Origin of the sequence: Algibacter ulvanivorans (genome assembly GCF_048381495.1) — a bacterium.
In the GTDB taxonomy this organism is placed as follows: domain Bacteria; phylum Bacteroidota; class Bacteroidia; order Flavobacteriales; family Flavobacteriaceae; genus Algibacter_B; species Algibacter_B ulvanivorans.
The window spans coordinates 370,095-392,692 of record NZ_JBLWGD010000002.1 but is presented as its reverse complement, the minus strand read 5'-3'; the positions used below and the strand labels follow the sequence as shown (position 1 = coordinate 392,692).

At 31.6% G+C, this 22,598-nt stretch carries 19 protein-coding genes; 9 read left to right on the top strand and 10 right to left on the bottom strand.

The window, feature by feature from the left end:
• Nucleotides 1-11: 11 nt before the first annotated feature.
• A complete protein-coding gene (locus ACNG5D_RS07245) occupies nt 12-434 on the top strand; it encodes a thiol-disulfide oxidoreductase DCC family protein (protein WP_418182832.1) in 423 nt (140 codons plus the stop codon).
• 40 nt (nt 435-474) lie between these two features.
• Nucleotides 475-1,662: an aspartyl protease family protein gene (locus ACNG5D_RS07240; protein ID WP_418182831.1), complete on the top strand. Its 1,188-nt coding sequence runs from the start codon at nt 475-477 to the stop codon at nt 1,660-1,662.
• Nucleotides 1,663-1,664: 2 nt separating this feature from the next.
• Here the strand turns inward: ACNG5D_RS07240 and ACNG5D_RS07235 are convergent, their stop codons facing one another.
• The 10 genes from ACNG5D_RS07235 to glmM all read right to left on the bottom strand — a co-directional run bounded on the left by ACNG5D_RS07235 (nt 1,665) and on the right by glmM (nt 11,900).
• Nucleotides 1,665-2,825, bottom strand: a complete 1,161-nt coding sequence (locus tag ACNG5D_RS07235; RefSeq protein ID WP_418182830.1) for a flavohemoglobin expression-modulating QEGLA motif protein — start codon at nt 2,823-2,825, stop codon at nt 1,665-1,667.
• 3 nt (nt 2,826-2,828) lie between these two features.
• Nucleotides 2,829-3,659: an N-formylglutamate amidohydrolase gene (locus ACNG5D_RS07230; protein WP_418182829.1), complete on the bottom strand. Its 831-nt coding sequence runs from the start codon at nt 3,657-3,659 to the stop codon at nt 2,829-2,831.
• Nucleotides 3,652-4,812, bottom strand: a complete 1,161-nt coding sequence (locus tag ACNG5D_RS07225; RefSeq protein ID WP_418182828.1) for a sulfurtransferase — start codon at nt 4,810-4,812, stop codon at nt 3,652-3,654. Before ACNG5D_RS07225 ends, ACNG5D_RS07230 begins: the two co-directional genes overlap by 8 nt.
• A 71-nt stretch (nt 4,813-4,883) precedes the next feature.
• On the bottom strand, nt 4,884-5,921 hold the full coding sequence (gene gshB, locus ACNG5D_RS07220) for a glutathione synthase (protein ID WP_418182827.1): 1,038 nt from the start codon (nt 5,919-5,921) through the stop codon (nt 4,884-4,886).
• A gap of 180 nt (nt 5,922-6,101) precedes the next feature.
• Nucleotides 6,102-7,427 carry a dicarboxylate/amino acid:cation symporter gene (locus tag ACNG5D_RS07215; RefSeq protein WP_418182826.1) on the bottom strand — a complete coding sequence of 442 codons (1,326 nt, stop codon included), beginning with the start codon at nt 7,425-7,427 and terminating at the stop codon, nt 6,102-6,104.
• 183 nt (nt 7,428-7,610) lie between these two features.
• A complete protein-coding gene (locus ACNG5D_RS07210; RefSeq protein WP_418182825.1) occupies nt 7,611-8,375 on the bottom strand; it encodes a DJ-1/PfpI family protein in 765 nt (254 codons plus the stop codon).
• 2 nt (nt 8,376-8,377) lie between these two features.
• Nucleotides 8,378-8,812 carry a carboxymuconolactone decarboxylase family protein gene (locus tag ACNG5D_RS07205; RefSeq protein WP_418182824.1) on the bottom strand — a complete coding sequence of 145 codons (435 nt, stop codon included), beginning with the start codon at nt 8,810-8,812 and terminating at the stop codon, nt 8,378-8,380.
• Nucleotides 8,813-8,875: 63 nt separating this feature from the next.
• On the bottom strand, nt 8,876-9,448 hold the full coding sequence (locus ACNG5D_RS07200) for a Crp/Fnr family transcriptional regulator (protein ID WP_418182823.1): 573 nt from the start codon (nt 9,446-9,448) through the stop codon (nt 8,876-8,878).
• Nucleotides 9,449-9,543: 95 nt separating this feature from the next.
• The gene (locus ACNG5D_RS07195) at nt 9,544-10,386 is read right to left on the bottom strand and encodes a VOC family protein (protein ID WP_418182822.1); all 843 of its coding nucleotides are present in this window, start codon (nt 10,384-10,386) and stop codon (nt 9,544-9,546) included.
• Between the two features lie 125 nt (nt 10,387-10,511).
• Complete coding sequence (gene glmM, locus ACNG5D_RS07190) at nt 10,512-11,900, bottom strand: phosphoglucosamine mutase (protein WP_418182821.1); 1,389 nt, start codon at nt 11,898-11,900, stop codon at nt 10,512-10,514.
• 75 nt (nt 11,901-11,975) lie between these two features.
• Here glmM and ACNG5D_RS07185 point away from each other — a divergent pair, with 75 nt between their 5' ends.
• From ACNG5D_RS07185 to ACNG5D_RS07155, 7 genes are all read left to right on the top strand, one after another.
• Complete coding sequence (locus ACNG5D_RS07185; protein WP_418182820.1) at nt 11,976-12,578, top strand: acyl carrier protein phosphodiesterase; 603 nt, start codon at nt 11,976-11,978, stop codon at nt 12,576-12,578.
• On the top strand, nt 12,571-14,268 hold the full coding sequence (ggt, locus tag ACNG5D_RS07180; protein WP_418182819.1) for a gamma-glutamyltransferase: 1,698 nt from the start codon (nt 12,571-12,573) through the stop codon (nt 14,266-14,268). The genes ACNG5D_RS07185 and ggt overlap by 8 nt, the downstream gene beginning before the upstream one ends.
• Before the next feature lie 68 nt (nt 14,269-14,336).
• Nucleotides 14,337-15,059 carry a hypothetical protein gene (locus tag ACNG5D_RS07175; RefSeq protein WP_418182818.1) on the top strand — a complete coding sequence of 241 codons (723 nt, stop codon included), beginning with the start codon at nt 14,337-14,339 and terminating at the stop codon, nt 15,057-15,059.
• A gap of 408 nt (nt 15,060-15,467) precedes the next feature.
• On the top strand, nt 15,468-15,836 hold the full coding sequence (locus ACNG5D_RS07170) for a hypothetical protein (protein WP_418182817.1): 369 nt from the start codon (nt 15,468-15,470) through the stop codon (nt 15,834-15,836).
• A 182-nt stretch (nt 15,837-16,018) separates the two neighbouring features.
• Nucleotides 16,019-18,850: an excinuclease ABC subunit UvrA gene (uvrA, locus tag ACNG5D_RS07165; RefSeq protein WP_418182816.1), complete on the top strand. Its 2,832-nt coding sequence runs from the start codon at nt 16,019-16,021 to the stop codon at nt 18,848-18,850.
• Between the two features lie 61 nt (nt 18,851-18,911).
• Nucleotides 18,912-19,601 carry an LOG family protein gene (locus tag ACNG5D_RS07160; RefSeq protein WP_418182815.1) on the top strand — a complete coding sequence of 230 codons (690 nt, stop codon included), beginning with the start codon at nt 18,912-18,914 and terminating at the stop codon, nt 19,599-19,601.
• 204 nt (nt 19,602-19,805) lie between these two features.
• Nucleotides 19,806-22,568 (top strand): gluzincin family metallopeptidase, encoded by a 2,763-nt coding sequence (locus ACNG5D_RS07155; RefSeq protein WP_418182814.1) that lies wholly within the window; start codon nt 19,806-19,808, stop codon nt 22,566-22,568.
• Nucleotides 22,569-22,598 lie beyond the last annotated feature (30 nt).

The following is a 22,598-nucleotide window of genomic DNA, read 5'->3' as shown; positions in this document are numbered from 1 at the left end:
ATCTTTACCATGTGAATTTAAACATACCCAAACATAAAAAACTAATCTTATTTGACGGCGTTTGCAACCTGTGCAATAGTTCTGTTTTATTTGTTATTAAACGCGATAAAAACAATGTATTTATGTTTGCTCCATTACAAAGCAACACAGGTAAACAAATTATTAAAACATTTAATATAGATAGCACAAAAACAGATTCAATTTTATTATATAATCCTAAAAACAAATCCATTCAATCTAAATCTACAGCAGCTTTAAAAATAGCTTCAAATTTAGGTTTCCCAACAAGCATCATGGCTGTTTTTCTTATAATTCCCAATTTTATACGTAATTGGGCATATCATTTTATAGCAAAAAATCGCTATAAATGGTATGGCAAAAAAGAAACCTGTATGATACCCACTCCAGAGTTAAAGAGTAAGTTTTTAGACTAAAAAAGAACAATTAAAACTTAGTGTAAAAAAAATTAAAGTAATGAAAACTAATTTTAAAACATTATCCTTTTTATTTATTTTAATTAATACAGCTTTAAGCTGCTCTACAAAATGGACTACAGTCATTAACCGCGGAAGTATTAGTTACAATACTCCCAAACATGTTATAAACATTGAAACCCAAAACAACCTTATAATTGTACCAATTGTTATAAACGGACATAACTATCGATTTTTATTTGATACAGGAGCGCCTTTTAGCATATCAAAAAAACTTCAGGATAAACATAATTTTAAAACCATTAGTAAAAGCAATATAATTGATAGCGATAACAACAAAAAACAAGTTAAATGGGTACAAGTAAACACTATTAATATTGGTAATGTGGCGTTTTTAAATCAAACAGCCTTTATTGGCGATTTTAAAGCTAACGCAGTATTAAAATGCTTAAAAATAGATGGAATTATTGGATCTAATTTAATAAGGCATAGCAATTGGACAATTAATCAAAATCAAAACACTTTAACTTTATTAAAAAAACCTAATATTAATTTATTAAAAGAAAGTATTGCTGTACCGTTTAAAACAGATCAACAATATAATATTTTTATTGACTTAAACTTAGGGCAAGCTAAAATTAAAAACGTTTTGCTTGACTACGGATCAAACGGTTCGTTATCTATAAACAACCAAATATACTCTGTACTTAAAAAGAAGCATATTATTAATAAATCCTATATAGAAAAAGGTGTAAATCAAAGCGGAATTATTGGAACACCTGTACCTATGCATAGAGAAATAACTTATTCTGACTCTTTAAATATAAACCAATTACAATTTAAAAATACCATACTTAAAACTGGACATACCGTTTCTGTTGGAAATGGTTTATTATCTAGAAGCCAAGTAACTATTAATTGGAACAACAAACACATTTACCTTTCTAAACCCAAACACAATCCCATTAAAAACAATACAATAGGATTTAAACTAGGATACTCAATAAATAAAGGCATTTACATTCAATCTGTAATAGAAAACTCTAATGCTTATAACCAAGGCATAAGGCCAAACATGAAGGTTCTAAAAATTAACAACTTAGATTTTACTAACGGAAACGATTTTTGTGAATATGTTAGCCAAGAATTTGGTAATGAAACATATTTACAAATACTAAACTCCAACAACAAAAAGATAGATTATACTATTAAAAAAACTTACTTTTAATATTATTTTAAACTTCTTAAAATAAAATCTACTTTTTTGTTTGTGTTTTTATTTTCGGCATAAGAGTCTGTAATATGCTTAGCTGGCACAGCAAAACCTTTATTAATTAACGACTCTATTTCGTTAACATACTCCAAAGATACTTTTCCGGTTAACAATAAACTTAAGTCCTTACCTTGATGGTAATAATCGTAAACCTTTTTAAGTCCTGTTAAATACAAATAATCTTTGGTAAAACCTCCGCCTCTGTGCGCTCTTACAGTAATATAAAAGGCTGTTTCCCTATCTAAATCGTATTGATTATGCAATAGCCTAAACGTTCTAGAAAATGTGTAACCTTTTGCCAAACTATCTACCGCAATAACACGATATGCCAACTCTTTTAAACGAGTTATTGTTAAATTATTACTCATGTATTCTGAGAATACTGCTAAACCTTCTTGCGTTTCTTCATTATTAGGGAAACCATGAGAAAATATTTTTAATGGATGTAGTAAACCATTCATTGTGGTTACCATATGCACTCCTATTTCGTGATTTGTAAGCACCGCTATTTCATTGTCCGAATAGGTATAATTTGTATTTAAAACTAAGGTCTTTATATTATTTAATACCATAGCAATAGCCGAAAGCTTATCTGATTGCTTTATATGATAAGTAAAGTTATATTTTTTAGAAAAATCTTTAAAAAACACTTCGGCTTCAGTTGAATTATATTTTGGTAGAAATGCAGGAACATCTTTATTTTCATCTTCAAAATGAAGAATAAACTTAGCATTTTCTACATCGTTTTCTGTAGGTGTACCAAAACAACGTAAACAATTGTAATAAAACTTTTTACCTGTTCCTATAGTTTGTATACATTGAATTAAACCAGAATATGCATAAATAATATCTTCGTACAAATTTTTAATCTCGGCATCATCAATTGCTTCTAATGATTGTGTAAATAAAGCACGATGAAGCTTAAATCTATCAAAATTAATTTCTGGGTAAGTAAAAATAGGATCTGTTAGATACTTTGACGAGAAAAAGCGTTTCTTTTCTTCTTCTATATTAGTTGGGTTAACATAACTAAGCATTTCTATTTGCTTAACTAAAGCATCAATATTTTCGTCTATCTCTAAAAGATTTTTTGTTGTGCCATTGGTATCAATCTTCATAAATCAACCTTTAAAAATTTTGTATGTATTTTGGGCATGCGAAGAAATACGTTTTAATAATTCTATTTCTACAGCTTTTACAACTTCTGGAAATATAATTTGCTCGTATTCATCGCAGTACACCTTAGCAATTTCGGTTGCCAAAACTAAGGTATTTTTAAAATTCTGTGTTATAAATTTTAAAAAATATCCGTGACCCTGAAAGGTATCGTTTATTAAAGCGTCCGATTTTATTGCATTAGGCAATTTTATTTCCGATAAACTTTGTCTCCAATTTTCAACAACGTTACCAAAACGTTTATTATCTATATTAGATGTTCCTAAATTCCATGTTGGTACTTCTCTATCCCATCGTTTCCAATTATAACTATGCATATCGTAAACGGTACAAAATCCAAATTTTGTTTCTAAAGTATTAACTAATGCATAAACTATTTTATAGAAATTAGCATGCTTTTCAAGGCTTCGTTTTTTTATGTTTATAGAAAGAGGCTCTCTCCATAATTGTTTACCCCAAGCTGTTGTAAAAACGGCATCTTCGGGTGCTCTATTTAAGTCGTACTCAAAACGCGAGTCGCAACCTGCAATAACAATGGGATGCGATTTAATCATGTTTTTAGTTTCAGGATCTTCTTCATACCAACGTTCGTAAGCTGTATGTATGCAATTACTCCAAAGTTCTTTTCTAAATTGATGTCCGTCATGTACCGCTGCGCATATATACGGCACATACTCATCAATTTTTATTGTAAATGCATAATCTATTGCCACAGCTTCAAAAGTATGGCCTGCTTCAATTTTAGAAATTATTTGCGAAACCGTTAGCCTATCCATCGTTTAGTATTTTTTTTAAATGGCTATAAATCATTTTTTCTATGGGATCGTAATCGCCATCTGCAAAAGCCATTAATTTTATATCGGCAAACAAATCGGCCAAATCATTACGGTAATAATTATGCTTTTTTATAGCTTCAATAATATTTTGAATACTCTGGTAATCATTATCTTTATCAAACTGCTTACTAACACGATTATAAACATCTTTATCAACCCGGCTTAAAATATATTGTTTTTCTTTTCTAGATTCATCCAAATCAGAATTAGAAACATACATTAAAATATAAGCCAATAACTCGTCTTTTGTCCAAGTACTTGGTTTTTCTAAATGTCCTGTTGTTAAGCTTCCGTATTCTGTCCAAGAGCCATCGTAAACCGATATGTTTTTATAACCAGAAATTTCGGCGCCCAAAGCTAAAACACAAGCAGTAATTCCAGAACCGCAAGAAAATATTATAGGGTCGTCTTTTTCGGCAACCATATAAAAAGCTTTAGCTAGTTCTTTTTTAGATTTTAAAATGCCATTTGTTAATAAATCTGAAAAAGGTAAATTAACCGAATTTGGTATTGTGCCCATACGCAAACCAGCCCTTGGCTCTGGCTCAATACAATTAAACCTTCCTGTAGACCTTGCATCTATAATTTTATGTGTTTCATTTTTAGAAGCCTTTTCTATATCATTAAAAAACCTCATAAAATGAGGCTGAAGTTTAGCCACAAAATTACCAGAATGCCCTTTATAGTTTTGCATTGTTTCTGTATTAAAGCCAGCATTTTTCCATGCAGGAAAGCCACCATTTAAAACAGCTATATTTGTAAAACCAAAAGCTTTAAATAACCACCAAACACGAGCGCTTGAATAAATGCCTTTATCATCATAAACCACTATAGCACTTGCGTTGTTTATACCCAATTGTCTGGCTTCGTTTTGAAACTGTTCTGTTGAAGGAAAAGCACTTGGAAACGGGTTACTTACATCGCTAAACTTCTTTTTTATATCAAAAAATCTAGCATTAGGTATTTGTTCTAACAAAACATCGAACACCTTATTTATTGTACCATCTAAAACAATAAGGTTTTCTTCATTTATATGATTTTTAAGCCATTTAACCGAAACAATTGGTGATGTTAAGTTTATACTCGAACTCATATTTTATAAATAATTAATTCCCCTAAAAAAGACGTTAACCTAAGTATATTATTTTTTATACGTATTAACCTTTAAGCATCTTGAACTGTTTTACGCAATCTGGTTCGTCTATCAAAAGCCTGAAGCTTATCTAAAACCTTCATTTCTAAAAAGTCTATAACCTTTTCTTCTATTTTAGTTTTTAATTTATACACTTTATTAATGTAAGTTATACCGCCAGGCGACATAACATTAACCTCTACTAACTTACCGCCAATAACATCAATACCTACAAAATATAAACCGTCGTTAACCAATTTAGGACCAATTTGTTTACACAGCGCTTTTTCTTCTTTGGTTAACGTATGGCGCTGAACACTACCACCTGCCGAAACATTAGAACGATGATCCTCGTTACCCGGCACACGCTTCATTGCACCAACAGGTTCGCCATTTAAAATAAGTATACGCACATCGCCTTGATTTGCCCCTTCTATATAATCTTGAAGAATTACATAGTTTGAAGATCCATCGCCACTTGTAATATAAAAATCTAGCAACGAATTAATATTACTCATCGCCGATTTTTCAATTAAAATAACGCCCGAACCACCAAAACCATTTAATGGTTTTAAAATCATTTTATCAGATTTCGATTCCTTAATCTGTTTTATTAAGTAACGTTTACTTTTCGACACATGCGTAGCTGGTATAATATTACTATGTGCATCGCCAAAGGCAGCGGTATACAGCTTATTATTTGCCTCTCTCATACCTTGTAAAGAATTCATTATAAAAACATCGTCTTTAACAGAGTCTAAAAAATTAAGCATAATAGGATCTAAAGGCGGGTTGGCTCTAAAAAAAATAACATCGAAGCCAGCCAACGGAAGCATTTCTTCACGCAGCTCGGCTTTTCTATAAAACGATTTTAACGAACTTGGAGTTTTATCCATCCTACCAATAACCCTACAATTTGCAGTCGTTACACTATTTCTAATGGTTAAATCGGCAGGCACACACATAGCAACACCATGATTTCGCTTAACACATTCTTTAATTAAAGCAAGGGTTGTATCATTTTCAGGATCAATTTCTTCCCACGGATACATTATAAAACAAACGTTCATATTTATATTTTTTCGGTTGATATAAATTTAAAGGATTTAAAATACATCCCAAAATTCTAATAAAGCTTCTTTTTTTGGGGGCGTTACCACAAGGGTCGGGCTTTTCGCTATATCTTTTTCTCGTACCTCAAAAAAGGATGCCGCTACAATCCCTAACGCACCTATTTGCCAAAGTTCATACTATTTTACAGCATCGTAATTATCATCCCACTCTTTAGGTTTAGGGTCGTGTAATTTGTTTAACGACTTAGCAACCATCATAGATACAGTAGCATCGCCAGTTACATTTACAACGGTTCTACACATATCAAGTGGCCTATCTACCGCAAAAATTAAAGCCAAACCAATAGGCAACAATTCTGCAGGAAACCCAATAGATTCTAGAACAATAACCAACATTACCATACCAGCACTTGGTACTGCAGCACTACCTATAGAAGCTAATAAAGCAGTAAGTACAATAACCAATTGATTGGTAAAAGTTAAACCTTCGGGCCAAATAACTTGCATAATAAACACCGCTGCAATACCTTGATACAAGCTTGTACCATCCATGTTTACTGTTGCTCCAACTGGTAATACAAAACCAGACACTTCTTTATCTACTCCTAAATGCTCTTCTACACGCTCCATAGTAACTGGTAACGTTGCAGCACTACTACTTGTAGAAAAAGCTAAAAGTTGCGCTGGACTTATTTGTTGCAAAAACCATAAAGGCGATTTTTTAGCATATATACTTACTAAAAGTAAATAAAAACCAATCATTAAAATTAAACCACCAACAACACAAAACGCGTAATAAAGCAGTTTAATTAAAATTTCAACATCATCAAAAGCAATAATAACGTTTGCTAACAATGCAAAAACAGCGTATGGAGCAAAAAGCATTATTAAGTCTACCATTTTCATAACAACCTCGTTTAACGAATCGAAAAACTTAACTAAAGGCTTTGCTTTTTTATCTCCAATAAGTAATAAACAGATACCAACAAAAATGGCAAAGAATATAACTTGAAGCATAGAAGCCTCGGCAAATGCTTTAAATATATTACTCGGAAAAATATCGACTAAGGCTTGTAAAGGCCCAGCTTCTTTTTGTGCCGAGGCTTTCATTAACTTATCTGTAACGCCAGCATCATTCTCATATTTAAGCTTAATTTTTTCAATCGTATCTTGTGGCATTCCGTTACCTGGCTTTACCAAGTTAACAATACTTAAACCAATAACAATAGCCACTACCGTGGTAGAAATATAAATACCTATGGTACGCAAGCCCATAGATTTAATTTTAGAGATATCCTTTAAATCTGAAATTCCTTTAATTAACGATGCTAAAATTAATGGTACAGCTATTAACTTTAAAAGATTAATAAATATGGTTCCAAATGGCGAAATCCAATCGGTTACAAATCCTTTACCGCCATCAACGGTATTCATTATAAACCCAAAAATGATTCCTAAAACCATTCCTATAATAATCTTCCAATGTAATGCTAGTTTTTTCATGTGCTATTTAATCTTGTTAGTCGAGAACAATATAAGTATTTTTTAAAGTTTTTATAACAAGATATTGCAATCACTTTAATCAATTACAAAAAACCAACTACATGCACACTTAAAAATAACAAAACAATTAAAGTTAATACGTTAAATAAAACACTTTAAAACTAACATAATTAACACATTAAGTTATTTTTTCCAATTTTGAAGTCTATTTAAATACAAGTAACTCTCAACAAATTCTCGTTGCGCTTTACTTGTTAGTATTTCTAGCAAATTTAATGCAGGAATATAACTTGCCAAATTACCGTTTGATGATAAAAACTTACCGTCTTTTACATAAGTTACCAAACTATCGTTTTGTACTAGTAAGTCTGGGTAGTTTTTCTGTAATTCTTCGCCACCTCCAATCCAAGTAACTATTTTATGCCCTTTAGCAATACCAGATTCGCCAATTAAGTTAGCGCCAGCACAATTACTTATTGTATATGTTGTTTCGTTATTTTTTTCTCTAATAAAATTTACAATGTTATTATTATTAACCTGCGCGTACATATTATAAGCACTAGGAATAAAAAGCGCATCTAATTTAGGACAGTTTTTAAACGTATAATCTGGAATAAACTTCATACCTTCTTCTGTAACAATATAGTTTTCTGTTTCTGCTATAGTTATAACATTAAAAAGTGGTTTTCCATTTACGGCATCTGGCTTTGAAAACACATCTGATGTTGCAATAATTTCACTTTGCAAAACGCCATTATACATTAAAAGTCCAATAGTTGGTAATGCTTTATTAAAAGGTTTTATGTGTTTTATATCTGCATTCGGTGTGTTTTTAGATATTAATTCGTTTTGCTGCTCTAATTTAGGTTTAGATTTCTCTAAATTACAACTTAAAAGCAAAGCAGTAATAAACAACAATAGACTAAGTGTACGCTTTATTTTTCTCATAACTAAACAGGTTTATTTGTACTAATTGCAATACGGTTCCAAGCATTTATAACGGTTACAGTCATAATAATTTGCGCTATATATTTTTTTGAAAAAACATCAAGCGCTTTATTATAAGTTGTGCTTGAGAGTCCTGATTTATGAATTAATGTTACCTCTTCAGTAATTGCCAAAATTATCTTTTCTTCTTTTGTAAAAAGTGTAGTTTCTTTCCATGCATTTAAAAGAAATATACGCGTACTAGTTTCGCCATTTTTTAAAGCACTATTAGTATGCATATTTATACAAAACGCACAACCATTAATTTGCGATGCTCTAATTTTTATTAACTCTTTATGCGTTTTTGTAAGTTGGCTTTTAGCAAGGTAGTTTTCTAACTCATACATTGCTTTAAAAGCTTCTGGTTGTAATTGGTCTATTTGAATTCTTTGTTCCATTTTTTTATTTTTTATTAATAGAACAAAGCTAAGCTTGATAAATTACAATAAAATTGAACTGGTTCAATTAATCTTTTTTTTTCTAATTTTACTAACATACTCTGGCGACAATCCTAAATAAGTTGCCACTAAATATTGCGGAACATTATTAACAAAGTCTGGAAAAGCTTCTCTAAATCTAAAATACACTTCTTCTTTAGAGTAACTAAAAATATATTTTATTCGCATATTCGCTGCGCCTAAGGCAATTTGATAAATACACCTAAAGTAGGTTTCTAATTTTGGTAATTTTAATAGCAATGCGTCTTGCTTTGCATATGAAATTTCAAGTATAACTGAAGGTTCTATGGCCTGTATGTAAAATTCGGAACTTTGATTTTTTTGAAATGCCAAGTAATCTGTAATCCACCAGTTTTTTATGGCAAATTGCAAGGTTTGCTCGAAACCACGATTATTAATATAATACATTTGCAAACAACCACTTAACACAAAATAATGTTTTAAGTTTTTACCTCCTGAGGTATAAATTATTTCTTTTTTGGATACTGTCTTGGTTTTAAAAAATGGTTCTATTTCAAGAAAATCTTCTTTTTCTAAATTACAATAATTACAAATATGATTAAATAGATCTTTCATTATTAATACGCAATTACTCTTTTCCCTATAAACTCATAAAATTATTTTTAATATTAACCGTTTATAATTAACAAATTACAAACGCTTCAATCTATTTACAAATATACTATCAATGGTAATTCTGGTCTTAAATCAATTGTTATTTCTTGTTCATTTTCATCAAAGAACAACTCCATTATGTGTTCAGAACCGTTTTTAACAGTTACGTTTTCTATTTTGTTAACTGCTTTAATAGTTTCGGATTTTAAATTCAACCCATAAGATGTTATTACAATTTTTGTAATTTTTTTTGCGTCATTTGGGTGTTTATAAAATGTTCTAGCAAATGCGTATTTCTCTGGTATATTTTTTAAATGTGCTAATGTTTTAAATGTTTCTGATTCAATTTCAGGATAAACAACAAAAATTGATGGTTCTTTTAGCTGTATTTTAGAATTTTTAGCCGAATAAATATTCATTTTATCTGCCATCCAGTTTTGGTGATAAGCTACTTTTTTAAAAGGTATTTTATCTATATTATAATCTTTAACCTTTAAAGCTATACTATATGGCGAGGCTTCATTATTATTAAAATTTGCTCTTTCTACAAAATCTAATTCTTTATTTTTTTTGCAATTTTCTTCTAATTCGTTTTTATTGTTAACAAAAATTAACTCAAGATAACCGTTTAAAAAATGAAAATACTTTCCTGCTGTACCTTGCCCGTTATGAATTTGAGAAAGTGAATCTGGCACGCAAGTAAATCCTACATCTGTTAATGCTTTCTTTGCCTTTTTAGGGTTTTTAACCCAAATATTCAAATGGTCGACCTGCAAATTAGATGTAACATTTCCAGTAACTTTATTAGAGTTCTTTTTTATGCTATCGTTTTTACACGATAATAATCCAAACATCAAGATTAAAACCACAAAACAACGCTCAATTTTTCTTTTAAACATCTAATCTCTTATTTATTAATAATTACTAATTGCTTTATAAATTGCAAATAGCACAACAAAAAAAAACCACGCTATCTAAACTAGATTAGCGTGGATAATAATATATTATAACATAGCTAAGACAATTAAACACCTGCTATTTCGCCAATTTCGGCTATAAACTTATCACCTAAAGCATTGGCTTCGTCTTGGGTTTTTGCTTCGGTATAAATTCTAATAATTGGTTCTGTATTACTTTTACGTAAATGCACCCAACTTTCAGAAAAATCTATTTTAACCCCATCTATAGTTGTTAACTCTTCCTTTTGGTAACGTGTTTCCATGGTTTTTAAAATACCATCTACATCAAGCCCAGGGGTTAGTTCTATTTTCTTTTTACTCATAAAATAGCTAGGGTAAGTTTTTCTTAAAGCACTTACACTTATATTTTTATTGGCAAGTAAACTTAAAAATAACGCTACACCTACTAGTGCATCACGACCATAGTGTGCCGCTGGATAAATAATACCGCCATTACCTTCGCCACCAATTACTACTTTATTTTTTTTCATTAGTTTAACCACATTAACTTCTCCTACTGCGCTAGCTTCATATTTACCACCATGCTTTTCGGTAATATCGCGTAAAGCTCTTGTAGAACTCATATTACTTACAGTATTTCCTGGGGTTCTGCTTAACACATAATCGGCGCAAGCAACAAGTGTGTACTCTTCTCCAAACATATCACCATTTTCATCCATAAAGGCTAAACGATCTACATCAGGATCGACAACAATTCCGAAATCGGCATTATGTTTCTTAACTTCGGCCGATAAATCTGTTAAATGCTCTTTTAAAGGCTCTGGATTATGCGGAAAATGCCCATTTGGTTCGCAATATAACTTAACAACATCTACCCCCAAACGCTCTAATAACAAAGGAATAGCAATACCTCCAGTAGAGTTTACACCATCTACAACAACTTTAAAACGTGCCTCTTCAATAGCTTTTACATTTACTAAATCTAAATCTAAAACCTCAATAATATGTAAATCTATATAAGCTTTGTTTTTTGTTATTTTTCCTAAACTATCAACATCGGCAAAATTCATATCATCGCTTTCAGCAATTTTTAAAATTTTTGCCCCTTCAACCGCATCTAAAAATTCGCCTTTAGCATTTAATAATTTTAATGCATTCCATTGTTTTGGGTTGTGGCTTGCTGTTAAAATAATTCCGCCATCGGCATGTTCCATAGGCACAGCAACTTCAACTGTTGGAGTTGTAGATAAACCAACATCAACAACATCAATACCTAAACCAATTAAGGTATTCATAACCAGGCTTTGAATCATTTTTCCTGAAATACGGGCATCTCTACCAACCACCACTTTGTAGTTTTCTTTTTCTCTTTGCTGTTTTATCCAAACGCCATAGGCCGATGCAAATTTTACAGCATCTATAGGCGTTAAGTTTTCTCCTACTTGCCCACCAATAGTGCCTCTAATTCCTGAAATTGATTTTATAAGTGTCATATATTATTTTTATTAAAAAACAAATATAGTATTTCAAAATCGGAATTCTTAAAACAGAATTCGTAAATTTCAGCAATGAACTATTTAGCACATATTTATTTATCTGGCGAAAACGATTTAGTTACTATTGGAAATTTTATTGCCGACGGTATTAAAGGGAAACAATATAAAAAATACCCCAAAGAAATTCAATTAGGTATATTGCTACATAGGCATATCGATTCCTATACCGATGCCCATAAAACATTTAGATTAAGCACTAAAAGACTTCATAAAAAATACGGGCATTACTCTGGGGTTATTGTAGATATACTTTACGACCATTTTTTAGCCAAAAACTGGAAGCATTACTGCAAAACACCTCTAAACGAGTATGTTAATAATTTTTACGACGCCTTAAATTTAAATTATAACATATTACCGCTAAGAATCCAAAAAATGATGCCCTACATGATTGCAGATAATTGGTTATTAAGTTATGCATCAATAGAAGGTATTACAAGGGTTTTAGAAGGCATGAACAGACGTACCAAAAACCGCTCTAATATGAATGAAGCGGTTATTGAACTCGAAACTTTTTATTCCGAATTTGAAAATGAATTTTCTCTTTTTTTTGATGAGCTTATCTTATCATCAGAACAAAAATTAATTACACTAAAACAACATATATATGCTTAAACATTTTTTAAATATTACGGTGTTACTTTGCTTAATTGTTTCTTGTAAAAAAACAGAAAAAGTACCTGCACCTGTAAAAGGGTTAGTTACAAAAAACGCTATGGTAGTTTCTGCTCGCGCAGAGGCCTCTAAAATAGGAAGTGATATTTTAAAAAAAGGAGGAAATGCCTTTGATGCTATGTGTGCAACCCAATTAGCCTTAGCCGTAGCTTATCCATTTGCTGGAAATATTGGCGGAGGTGGTTTTATGGTATACAGAAAAGCAAACGGAGATATAGGGTCTATAGATTTTAGAGAAAAAGCACCAATGGCAGCTACACCAAATATGTATCTAGACAAAAATGGCAATGTAATTCCAGACAAAAGTACTTTAGGCGCTATGGCTGTGGGAGTTCCAGGTACTATTTCGGGGGTTTTTGAAATTCATGAAAAACTTGGCTCTTTGCCATTTAAAGACATTATAACCCCTGTAATTGCGCTAGCTAAAAACGGTGTTATAGTTACAAAAAAGCAAGAAAAAACAATAAAAAAATACCAACCTCTTTTTTCTAAAGCTAATAAAGACTCTATGCTTTTTGATTATTCTTGGAAAGCAAACGATACTATAAAATACCCTGCATTAGCTAAAACATTAGAGCGTATTTTAAAACATGGAAAAAATGAATTTTATCTAGGAGAAACTGCTAAAATACTTGCTAAATTTATTCAAGACAACGGAGGCATACTAACCGAACAAGACCTAGCAAATTACAAAGCAAAGTGGCGTACACCTGTAACTTTTAATTACGATAACTTAAAAATAATTTCTATGGCTCCACCCTCTAGTGGCGGAGTATGTTTAGCGCAAATTATGAAAATGCTAGAACCATTTAATTTAAGCAAATACGGGCATAACTCATTAAAAGCCATACAAGTTATTACCGAAGCCGAACGACGTGCCTATGCCGATAGGAGCTATTATTTAGGCGATCCAGATTTTGTAAAAATTCCAATAGACACCCTAATTCAAGATAACTATTTAAACAAAAGAATGCGTAATTTCTCGTTTAACAAAGCAACTCCATCAAGCCATGTATCGCATGGCAACATACAGGTTGTAGAAAGCGACGAAACAACACACTTTTCTATTATCGATCAATTTGGTAACGCTATTGCTGTAACAACCACATTAAATGGTGCTTATGGCTCGAAGCTATATTGTTCAGAATTAGGCTTCTTTTTAAATAACGAAATGGACGATTTTAGCAGTAAACCAGGAGTACCAAATATGTTTGGTCTTATTGGTGCCCAAGCCAATAAAATTGAGCCCGAAAAACGTATGCTAAGCTCCATGACACCAACCATTGTTGAAAAAAACAATAAGCTATACATGACACTAGGAACCCCAGGAGGCTCAACCATAATTACCTCTGTACTTCAAACTATTTTAAATGTACACGAATACAACATGACTATGCAAGAAGCAGTAAATGCACCTCGTTTTCATCATCAATGGCTACCAGACGAAATAAGAATGGAACCAAATAAATTTAACAATACACTAATACAACAATTAGAAACTTTAGGCTACAAAATAAACCAAAAAGACTCACCAGTTATAGGCAAAGTAGATGGCATACTTGTATTAAAAGATAACAGCTACGAAGGCGGTGCAGATTACCGAGGAGACGATACAGCCATTGGTTTTTAACCTTTTCTTTTTTTTTAATCGTTCTTATTTAATAAATTAGCAATAACTTAACCTAACGATTGTTTTTTATGGCAATTAAACCAAAAAAAATATTAAAAATAATTGCCGGAATTATTATATTCTTAACACTTCCCAGCGCTTTATTTTTTGGTTATTTATACTTTAAGTACAACGAAGGTTTACCTACAGGAATACAAGGCCAACAAGCCGATGCCTTAGCCCATAAAATGCTAAATGCATTAGATCATCAAGCCTATAAAACAACCAATTATATAGAATGGACTTTTAAAAAACGACACCATTACGAGTGGGATAAAGCAAACAACATTTGTACCGTTTTCTGGAAACAAAACAAGGTCGTTTTAGATTTTAACAACCCCAAAAACCATAAAGCCTACATACACAGTTTTAAAACCGAAAGCGAAATGGCACAAGAGTTAATAACAAAAGCCATTAGATATTTCCATAACGACTCCTTTTGGCTAGTTGCTCCATACAAAGTTTTCGATACAGGTGTAAAGCGGCAACTTATAAAAACAAAAAACAATAACGAAGCCCTTTTAGTAACTTACACCTCTGGCGGATCAACACCTGGAGACTCCTATCTATGGATACTCGACAACTCTGGCAAACCAATAGCCTTTAAAATGTGGACCTCTATCCTACCCATAAACGGACTTGAAGCGTCATGGAATCATTGGACAGTTACACAAACAGGCGTACAACTACCAACATTTCACAAACTACTATTTTTAGGCTTAGAAATAAACGATATTAAAACAAGTAAATAATTTTTTTTTGGCGCAACCCAAAAGGGTCGGGCTATCCGTTGCAAATCCTCGCTCGTACCTCGCTGTGGGTTTTCCACTACTATCCCTTGCGCAACTATCAGCCAAATAAAGTATTCAACCAAACACTCTAGTTAATCAAAATTGTTAATTTTTTGTTAAATCAACAATCAAAACAAAACAATTTCAAACAAAAATACACCCATAAAAACTTAACGTAAAACAACACAAACAATAAAAACAAAAACAAAATACCACCTTGCGTTTAGGGTATAATACACGCAATAACACCAAACACTATTTTTTACCTAAAAAAATACAGGTTTGCACAAAAACAAAAAGCGTATTGTCGCCAAAAATAAATGTCTATAAGTTTATATATTAGTAACTCTAATCCTTAAAAATTATACTATGAAAAATTTACTTTTTACAATTATTTTAGTTTTTGGCGTCTTGTTTGCTAATGCTAATACCAAAACAACATACAATAACACAAACCCAAAAGTAGGCGATGTTTTAAAAATAAAGACTCCTAAAACAGTTGCTTTTAAACATATAGATTTTCCTCGACTTAATTTTATAGTTAAACGAGGTGGCGTAGCAAATTATAAAAGTGTGTATAACGAGTTAGTAATTGTAAAAAAAGTAATTGATAAAAATGGCGACATTCATGTAGTTTTAGAAAGAAAAGACGGAAAAAAGTTTTTCAATTATTTAAAACAAGTTACTGCCAATTATACAGAGTCTTTAGAATCTGGCGAAATGGTAACAGTTAACTAACCGCAATAAATAAACAAATAAAAAATGGCAGGCTATTTAAATAGCCTGCCATTTTTTTTATAACCACAAGCCTCTACAAGACACATTTTAACATAAAAACTTATCAAGAATTTAACAAACAACAAAACAAACCTACTTTATTTTTAATATCAAAAAGCGTAACTTCGCAACTTTGCGATTTTATGAGCCAATTCACAGATTTTATAGAAGTTAAAGGAGCTAGAGTACATAATCTTAAAAATATTGATGTATCTATTCCGCGCGAAAAACTTGTAGTGATTACAGGTTTATCTGGTAGTGGAAAATCTTCATTAGCATTCGATACCATTTATGCCGAAGGCCAACGCAGATACATCGAAACCTTTTCAGCTTACGCCAGACAATTCCTTGGTGGCCTAGAACGTCCCGATGTTGATAAAATCGACGGGCTTTCACCTGTAATTGCCATAGAACAAAAAACAACCAGCAAATCGCCACGTTCTACCGTAGGTACTATAACTGAAATTTACGATTTTATGCGCCTATTATTTGCACGAGCAAGTGATGCCTACAGCTATAACACAGGAGATAAAATGGTAAGCTACAGCGACGAGCAAATAAAAGCCTTAATTATAAAAGATTTTAAAGGTAAACGTATAAATATCTTATCTCCTGTTGTACGATCTAGAAAAGGGCATTATCGTGAGTTATTCGAGCAAATTGCTAAACAAGGTTTTGTAAAAGTAAGAACCGATGGCGAAATTAGAGACCTTGTAAAAGGTATGAAACTAGACCGTTACAAAACTCACGACATAGAAATTGTAATAGATAGATTAGTTATTAATGATGGTGCAGATAACGACAAACGCCTTACCGAAACTATAAACACAGCCATGTACCATGGTGAAGATGTACTATTAGTAATCGACCAAGACACCAACGAAACACGCTATTTTAGTAGAAGTTTAATGTGCCCTAGTTCTGGTATTTCTTATCCAAACCCAGAACCAAATAATTTTTCGTTTAATTCTCCAAAAGGCGCATGCTCTAACTGCAATGGCATAGGCACTTTGTATCAAATTAACCCAGATAAAATAATACCAGACCAGACATTATCTATTAAAGCAGGTGCATTAGCGCCACACGGCCCTCAAAAAAATAGTTGGATATTCAAACAATTTGAAACCATAGCCCAACGCTTTAATTTTAAATTAACCGATGCCTACAAAGATATCCCAGAAGAAGCCAAGCAAATAATTTTATACGGCGGAAATGACAAATTCTCTGTTGAGAGTAAAACCCTAGGTGTTACACGAGATTACAAAATAGATTTCGAGGGCGTTGCAAATTTTATTGAAAACCAATACAAAACTGCCGAATCAAAATCCTTAAAACGTTGGGCTAAAGATTATATGGACAAAGTTAAATGTCCTGTTTGCCATGGTTCTCGACTAAAAAAGGAATCTCTATATTTTAAAATAAACAATAAAAACATTGCTGAACTTGCAAATACAGATATTGTTGAACTTTCAGAATGGTTTAAAAACTTAAATAACCACCTTTCAGACAAACAATTAAGAATTGCAGAAGAAGTCGTTAAAGAAATTAAATCCAGACTTCAATTTTTACTAGATGTAGGTTTAGATTATTTATCGCTAAACAGAAGCTCGAAATCATTATCTGGTGGCGAAGCGCAACGTATTAGGTTAGCAACACAAATAGGCTCGCAACTTGTTGGTGTACTTTATATTCTTGACGAACCTAGTATAGGTTTGCATCAGCGCGACAATGAAAAACTAATTAACTCTTTAGTATCGCTTCGCGATATTGGCAATTCGGTAATTGTAGTCGAGCACGATAAAGACATGATAGAACGCGCAGATTACGTTATAGATATTGGCCCTAAAGCAGGTAAATATGGAGGCGACATTATTAGTATTGGAAATCCAGACGAATTAAAAACACACAATACACTAACGGCTGATTATTTAAATGGTAAAAAGGAAATAGAAATTCCTAAAACTCGAAGAGAAGGAAATGGCAAGTTTTTAGAACTTAAAGGCTGTACTGGAAATAATTTAAAAAACATTTCGGTTAAATTTCCTCTTGGAAAAATGATTGGTGTTACAGGAGTGTCTGGCAGCGGAAAATCTACACTAATAAACGAAACGCTTTACCCTATTTTAAATGCACATTATTTTAATGGAGTAAAAAAACCAATGCCATACAAAGGCATTAAAGGCCTAGAATATATTGATAAAGTTATAGACATAAACCAATCGCCTATTGGCAGAACCCCTCGAAGTAATCCTGCAACTTACACAGGCACTTTTAGCGAAATTAGAGCGCTATTTGCCAAAGTACCAGAAGCCATGATTAGAGGTTACAAAGCTGGTAGGTTTAGTTTTAACGTTAAAGGCGGACGTTGCGAAACCTGCCAAGGCGGAGGATTACGAGTAATTGAAATGAATTTTCTTCCAGATGTATATGTAGAATGCGAAACTTGCCAAGGCAAACGTTTTAATAGAGAAACCCTAGAAATTAGATATAAAGGCAAAAACATAAGCGATGTTTTAAACATGACTATAAATGAAGCCGTAAATTTTTTCGAACACATCCCAAAAATTCACAAAAAACTAAAAACCATTAAAGATGTTGGTTTAGGCTACATTACATTAGGACAACAAAGTACAACCCTTTCTGGCGGAGAGGCTCAGCGTATAAAATTAGCCACAGAGCTCTCCAAAAGAGACACCGGAAACACCTTTTATATCTTAGACGAACCCACAACAGGCCTACATTTTGAAGATATTCGAGTACTTATGCTTGTACTTAACAAACTAGCAAACAAAGGTAATACGGTATTAATTATAGAACACAACCTTGATGTTATTAAAACAGTAGACCACATTATAGATATAGGCTACGAAGGTGGTAAAGGTGGCGGACAAGTAGTTGTAGAAGGCACCCCAGAAAAAGTAGTCAAGCATAAAAAAAGTTACACAGCAAAATTTCTTAAAAAAGAATTAAATTAGCCTGTTGCATTTTAAACAAATAAAATTTTCATCATACGGAAAGAAAACACAAAAATATATTATGAGAAAAGAAAAACACCATAAAGGTTGGAATGAAATAAAAACTAATGATTCTTGGGCCATATTTAAAATTATGGGCGAATTTGTAAATGGTTTTGAAAAAATGAGTAAAATTGGTCCTTGCGTTTCTATTTTTGGCTCTGCAAGAACAAAACCAGACCACAAATACTATAAACTAGCAGAAAGTGTTGCTAAAAAAATTGTCGAAGCCGGATATGGTGTTATTACTGGTGGCGGACCAGGTATTATGGAAGCCGGAAATAAAGGCGCACATTTAGGTGGCGGAACATCGGTAGGACTAAACATTGAATTACCATTTGAACAACATGACAACCCGTATATTGACCACGATAAAAGCTTAGACTTTGATTACTTTTTTGTTAGAAAAGTAATGTTTGTTAAATACTCGCAAGGTTTTGTTGTTATGCCTGGTGGTTTTGGAACTCTAGACGAACTTTTCGAAGCTATTACCCTAATTCAAACACATAAAATTGGCAAATTCCCTATCATTTTAGTTGGAAAAGATTTTTGGGAAGGCCTTATAGACTGGGTAAAAAAAACACTTTTAAATGAGTTTAAAAACATTAGCCCAAACGATTTAGACCTTATACATTTAGTTGATACCGAAGACGAAGTAATAAATATTCTAGATAATTTTTATAAAGAATCTGGCTATAGTCCTAATTTTTAAAATAATTTTTATTTTATTTTTTATGCGCAGCCAATCTACTGTACATAATAACTTTCATGTCAGGCTATAAGCCGCTATATTTTATTATATTGCGGTGCCTTACATGAATTTATTAACCATTAATGTTATATATAATTGAAAATTTGTTTTTATAGTTGTATCATTTTTCTATTAAATTGCTTTACTAGTTTTGGGCAAAACAAAATGGACATTAAAGCTATTTTTAATGTTGATAAAAAACAAATAAACATATCTCAAACCATTCATTATCAAAACACAACAGATGATGAATTAAAAACCATTTTCCTTCACGATTGGAATAATAGCTATTCAACAAAAAAAACACCCCTAGCCATAAGAATAGCCGATGAATATAACAACGATTTTCATCTTGCAAAAAACGAAGACAGAGGTTTTTCAGTCATTACTTCAATAAAACAAAATGGTAAAGATTTAACATTTACTCAACTTAAAAACCAAACCGATATTCTTGAAATTAAATTAAACAAACCCTTAAAGGCAAAAGAGTCTTATACTATTAATTTAGAGTACTTGGTAAAAATTCCAAATGCCAAATTTACAAATTATGGTATTGATGATATTGGAGATATTAACTTAAGATATTGGTACATAACACCTGCTATTTATAATGGCTCATGGCAATATTATAGTAATAAAAATCTAGACGATTTATTTATACCAAAATCAGACATTACGCTAGAAATAGAATACCCCAATGGTTATGCTTTAACTTCAGAGTTAGATGTCATTAAAAACAAACAACTACCTAACAAACAAATAGTTAAACTAGAAGGCAAAAACAGAGTTACTAATAAACTTTTTTTAAACAAATCATCAACCTACAAAACCATACAAGATGGCGATTTTTCTATAATTTCAAATATAAACGACCAGGGTTTAGAGGTTTTAGATAAAGTTTTAATTACAGAAAAAATTAAAACATTTATTACCAGTAACTTCGGAAATTACCCGCATAAAAAATTACTTCTAACTCAAATAGATTATAATAAGGATCCTATTTATGGCTTAAACTTTTTACCAAGTTTTATTAAACCTTATCCTAATAATTTTCAGTACGAGTTACAATTTTTAAAGATAGCCTTACACAACTATCTAGAAAATACACTTTTAATAAACCCACGAAAAGAACAATGGTTAATAGACGGTATACAAATATATTACCTAATGAAGTATGTTGACCAACACTACCCCAACATGAAATTTCTTGGCTCAATTGCTGATTTTTGGGGCGTTCGATCTTTTCATGCAGCCGATATGAAGTTTAACGATAAATATGTATTATCGTATATGCTAATGGCCAGAACAAATAGAGACCAACCTTTATCTATGGCTAAAGACTCTTTATTAAAATTCAATAAAAACATTGCTAACAAATTTAAAGCAGGAGTTGGTTTAAAATATTTAGACGATTTTGTAAACCAAAATATTGTTGAAAATAGTATTGAAGCATTTTTAAAAGCCAATAAATTAAAACCAACAACAACGAAAGAATTTGAAACGTTTATAAAATCTAAAACAGATAAAAATATAGATTGGTTTTTTAAAGACTATCTAACCACAAGAAAAAAAATAGACTTTAAAATAAAAAAAGTTACAAAAACCAAAGACTCTATAACCCTTACTATAAAGAACAAAAGCACAAACAAAATGCCTGTTTCTTTGTATACGCTTAATAACGATAGTATTATATCAAAAACATGGATTGAAAATATAAATAACAGTAAAACCATTACCATACCAAAACTAGACGCTAACAAGCTTGTACTTAACTATAACAACACCATTCCAGAATTTAATTTAAGAGACAATTGGAAATCCTTAAAAGGCTTTTTTTTTAACAACAAACCCTTACAATTTAGGTTATTTCAAGACATTGAAGACCCCTACTACAATCAAGTATTTTTTATGCCTATTGGAGAGTTTAATAACATATATGATGGTGTAACTTTAGGCGCAAAAATTTACAATAAAACAGTTTTAAGAAAACTGTTTAACTATAAAATAGCACCACGTTATTCGTTAAAATCAAAATCTTTAACTGGTGCAGCTTCAATATTTAAAAGTCATTATATCCAAAACAAAAACCTATACACCATACATTATGGAATTGCCGCTAGCTACAACTCCTATGCAGAAAACTTATTTGTTAGGCAAATAACACCTTCTATTCAATTTCTTTTTAGAGATAATAATGATTTTAGATCAAACAAAAGACAATGGTTAAGCATAAGACATGTAAACATTCATCGAGATAAAGACATAAACAATGTATTAACCACAAGCGAACCAAACTATAATATTTTCAATATAAGATATGTTAACTCCAACGACAACCTTATTCATTTTAATAAGTGGAGTACCGATTTTCAATTAGGTAAAAAATTCAGCAAAATATCTTTCAATTATGAATTTAGGCAATTATTTGAAAGCAACAGACAATTAAATATAAGAGCTTTTGCTGGAGCCTTTTTTAGTAATAAAACCAACCCAAATTCAGATTTTTTTAGTTTCGCTCTAGACAGACCCACAGATTATTTATTTGACTACAACTACTTAGGACGCTCTGAGGCCTCAGGGATTTTTAGTCAACAATTTATCGAAGCCGAAGGCGGTTTTAAATCTAAACTTGAAACCCCTTTTGCTAACCAATGGATGACCTCTTTAAACACAAGTACAACACTCTGGAAATACATTTTAGCCTATGGCGACATAGGGTTTGTTAAAAACAAATCTAGATCACCAAATTTTGTTTACGACTCAGGAATACGAATTAATTTAGTAACCGACTACTTTGAAATTTACCTCCCAATATATTCAAATTTAGGATGGGAAATTGGCCAGCCAAATTACGACCAAAGCATCCGTTTTAAATTTACAGCAGACCCACAAGCACTTTTAGGCTTATTTAGAAGACGATGGTATTAGTGTTTTTGTTTGAAAAATAATCAAAAAACA

Coding starts and splice junctions, on each gene's coding strand:
- ACNG5D_RS07240 (WP_418182831.1), top strand. CDS start 475: ATGAAAACTAATTTTAAAACATTATCCTTTTTATTTATTTTAATTAAT.
- ACNG5D_RS07235 (WP_418182830.1), bottom strand. CDS start 2,825: ATGAAGATTGATACCAATGGCACAACAAAAAATCTTTTAGAGATAGAC.
- ACNG5D_RS07230 (WP_418182829.1), bottom strand. CDS start 3,659: ATGGATAGGCTAACGGTTTCGCAAATAATTTCTAAAATTGAAGCAGGC.
- ACNG5D_RS07225 (WP_418182828.1), bottom strand. CDS start 4,812: ATGAGTTCGAGTATAAACTTAACATCACCAATTGTTTCGGTTAAATGG.
- gshB (WP_418182827.1), bottom strand. CDS start 5,921: ATGAACGTTTGTTTTATAATGTATCCGTGGGAAGAAATTGATCCTGAA.
- ACNG5D_RS07215 (WP_418182826.1), bottom strand. CDS start 7,427: ATGAAAAAACTAGCATTACATTGGAAGATTATTATAGGAATGGTTTTA.
- ACNG5D_RS07210 (WP_418182825.1), bottom strand. CDS start 8,375: ATGAGAAAAATAAAGCGTACACTTAGTCTATTGTTGTTTATTACTGCT.
- ACNG5D_RS07205 (WP_418182824.1), bottom strand. CDS start 8,812: ATGGAACAAAGAATTCAAATAGACCAATTACAACCAGAAGCTTTTAAA.
- ACNG5D_RS07200 (WP_418182823.1), bottom strand. CDS start 9,448: ATGAAAGATCTATTTAATCATATTTGTAATTATTGTAATTTAGAAAAA.
- ACNG5D_RS07195 (WP_418182822.1), bottom strand. CDS start 10,386: ATGTTTAAAAGAAAAATTGAGCGTTGTTTTGTGGTTTTAATCTTGATG.
- glmM (WP_418182821.1), bottom strand. CDS start 11,900: ATGACACTTATAAAATCAATTTCAGGAATTAGAGGCACTATTGGTGGG.
- ACNG5D_RS07185 (WP_418182820.1), top strand. CDS start 11,976: ATGAACTATTTAGCACATATTTATTTATCTGGCGAAAACGATTTAGTT.
- ggt (WP_418182819.1), top strand. CDS start 12,571: ATGCTTAAACATTTTTTAAATATTACGGTGTTACTTTGCTTAATTGTT.
- ACNG5D_RS07175 (WP_418182818.1), top strand. CDS start 14,337: ATGGCAATTAAACCAAAAAAAATATTAAAAATAATTGCCGGAATTATT.
- ACNG5D_RS07170 (WP_418182817.1), top strand. CDS start 15,468: ATGAAAAATTTACTTTTTACAATTATTTTAGTTTTTGGCGTCTTGTTT.
- uvrA (WP_418182816.1), top strand. CDS start 16,019: ATGAGCCAATTCACAGATTTTATAGAAGTTAAAGGAGCTAGAGTACAT.
- ACNG5D_RS07160 (WP_418182815.1), top strand. CDS start 18,912: ATGAGAAAAGAAAAACACCATAAAGGTTGGAATGAAATAAAAACTAAT.
- ACNG5D_RS07155 (WP_418182814.1), top strand. CDS start 19,806: ATGGACATTAAAGCTATTTTTAATGTTGATAAAAAACAAATAAACATA.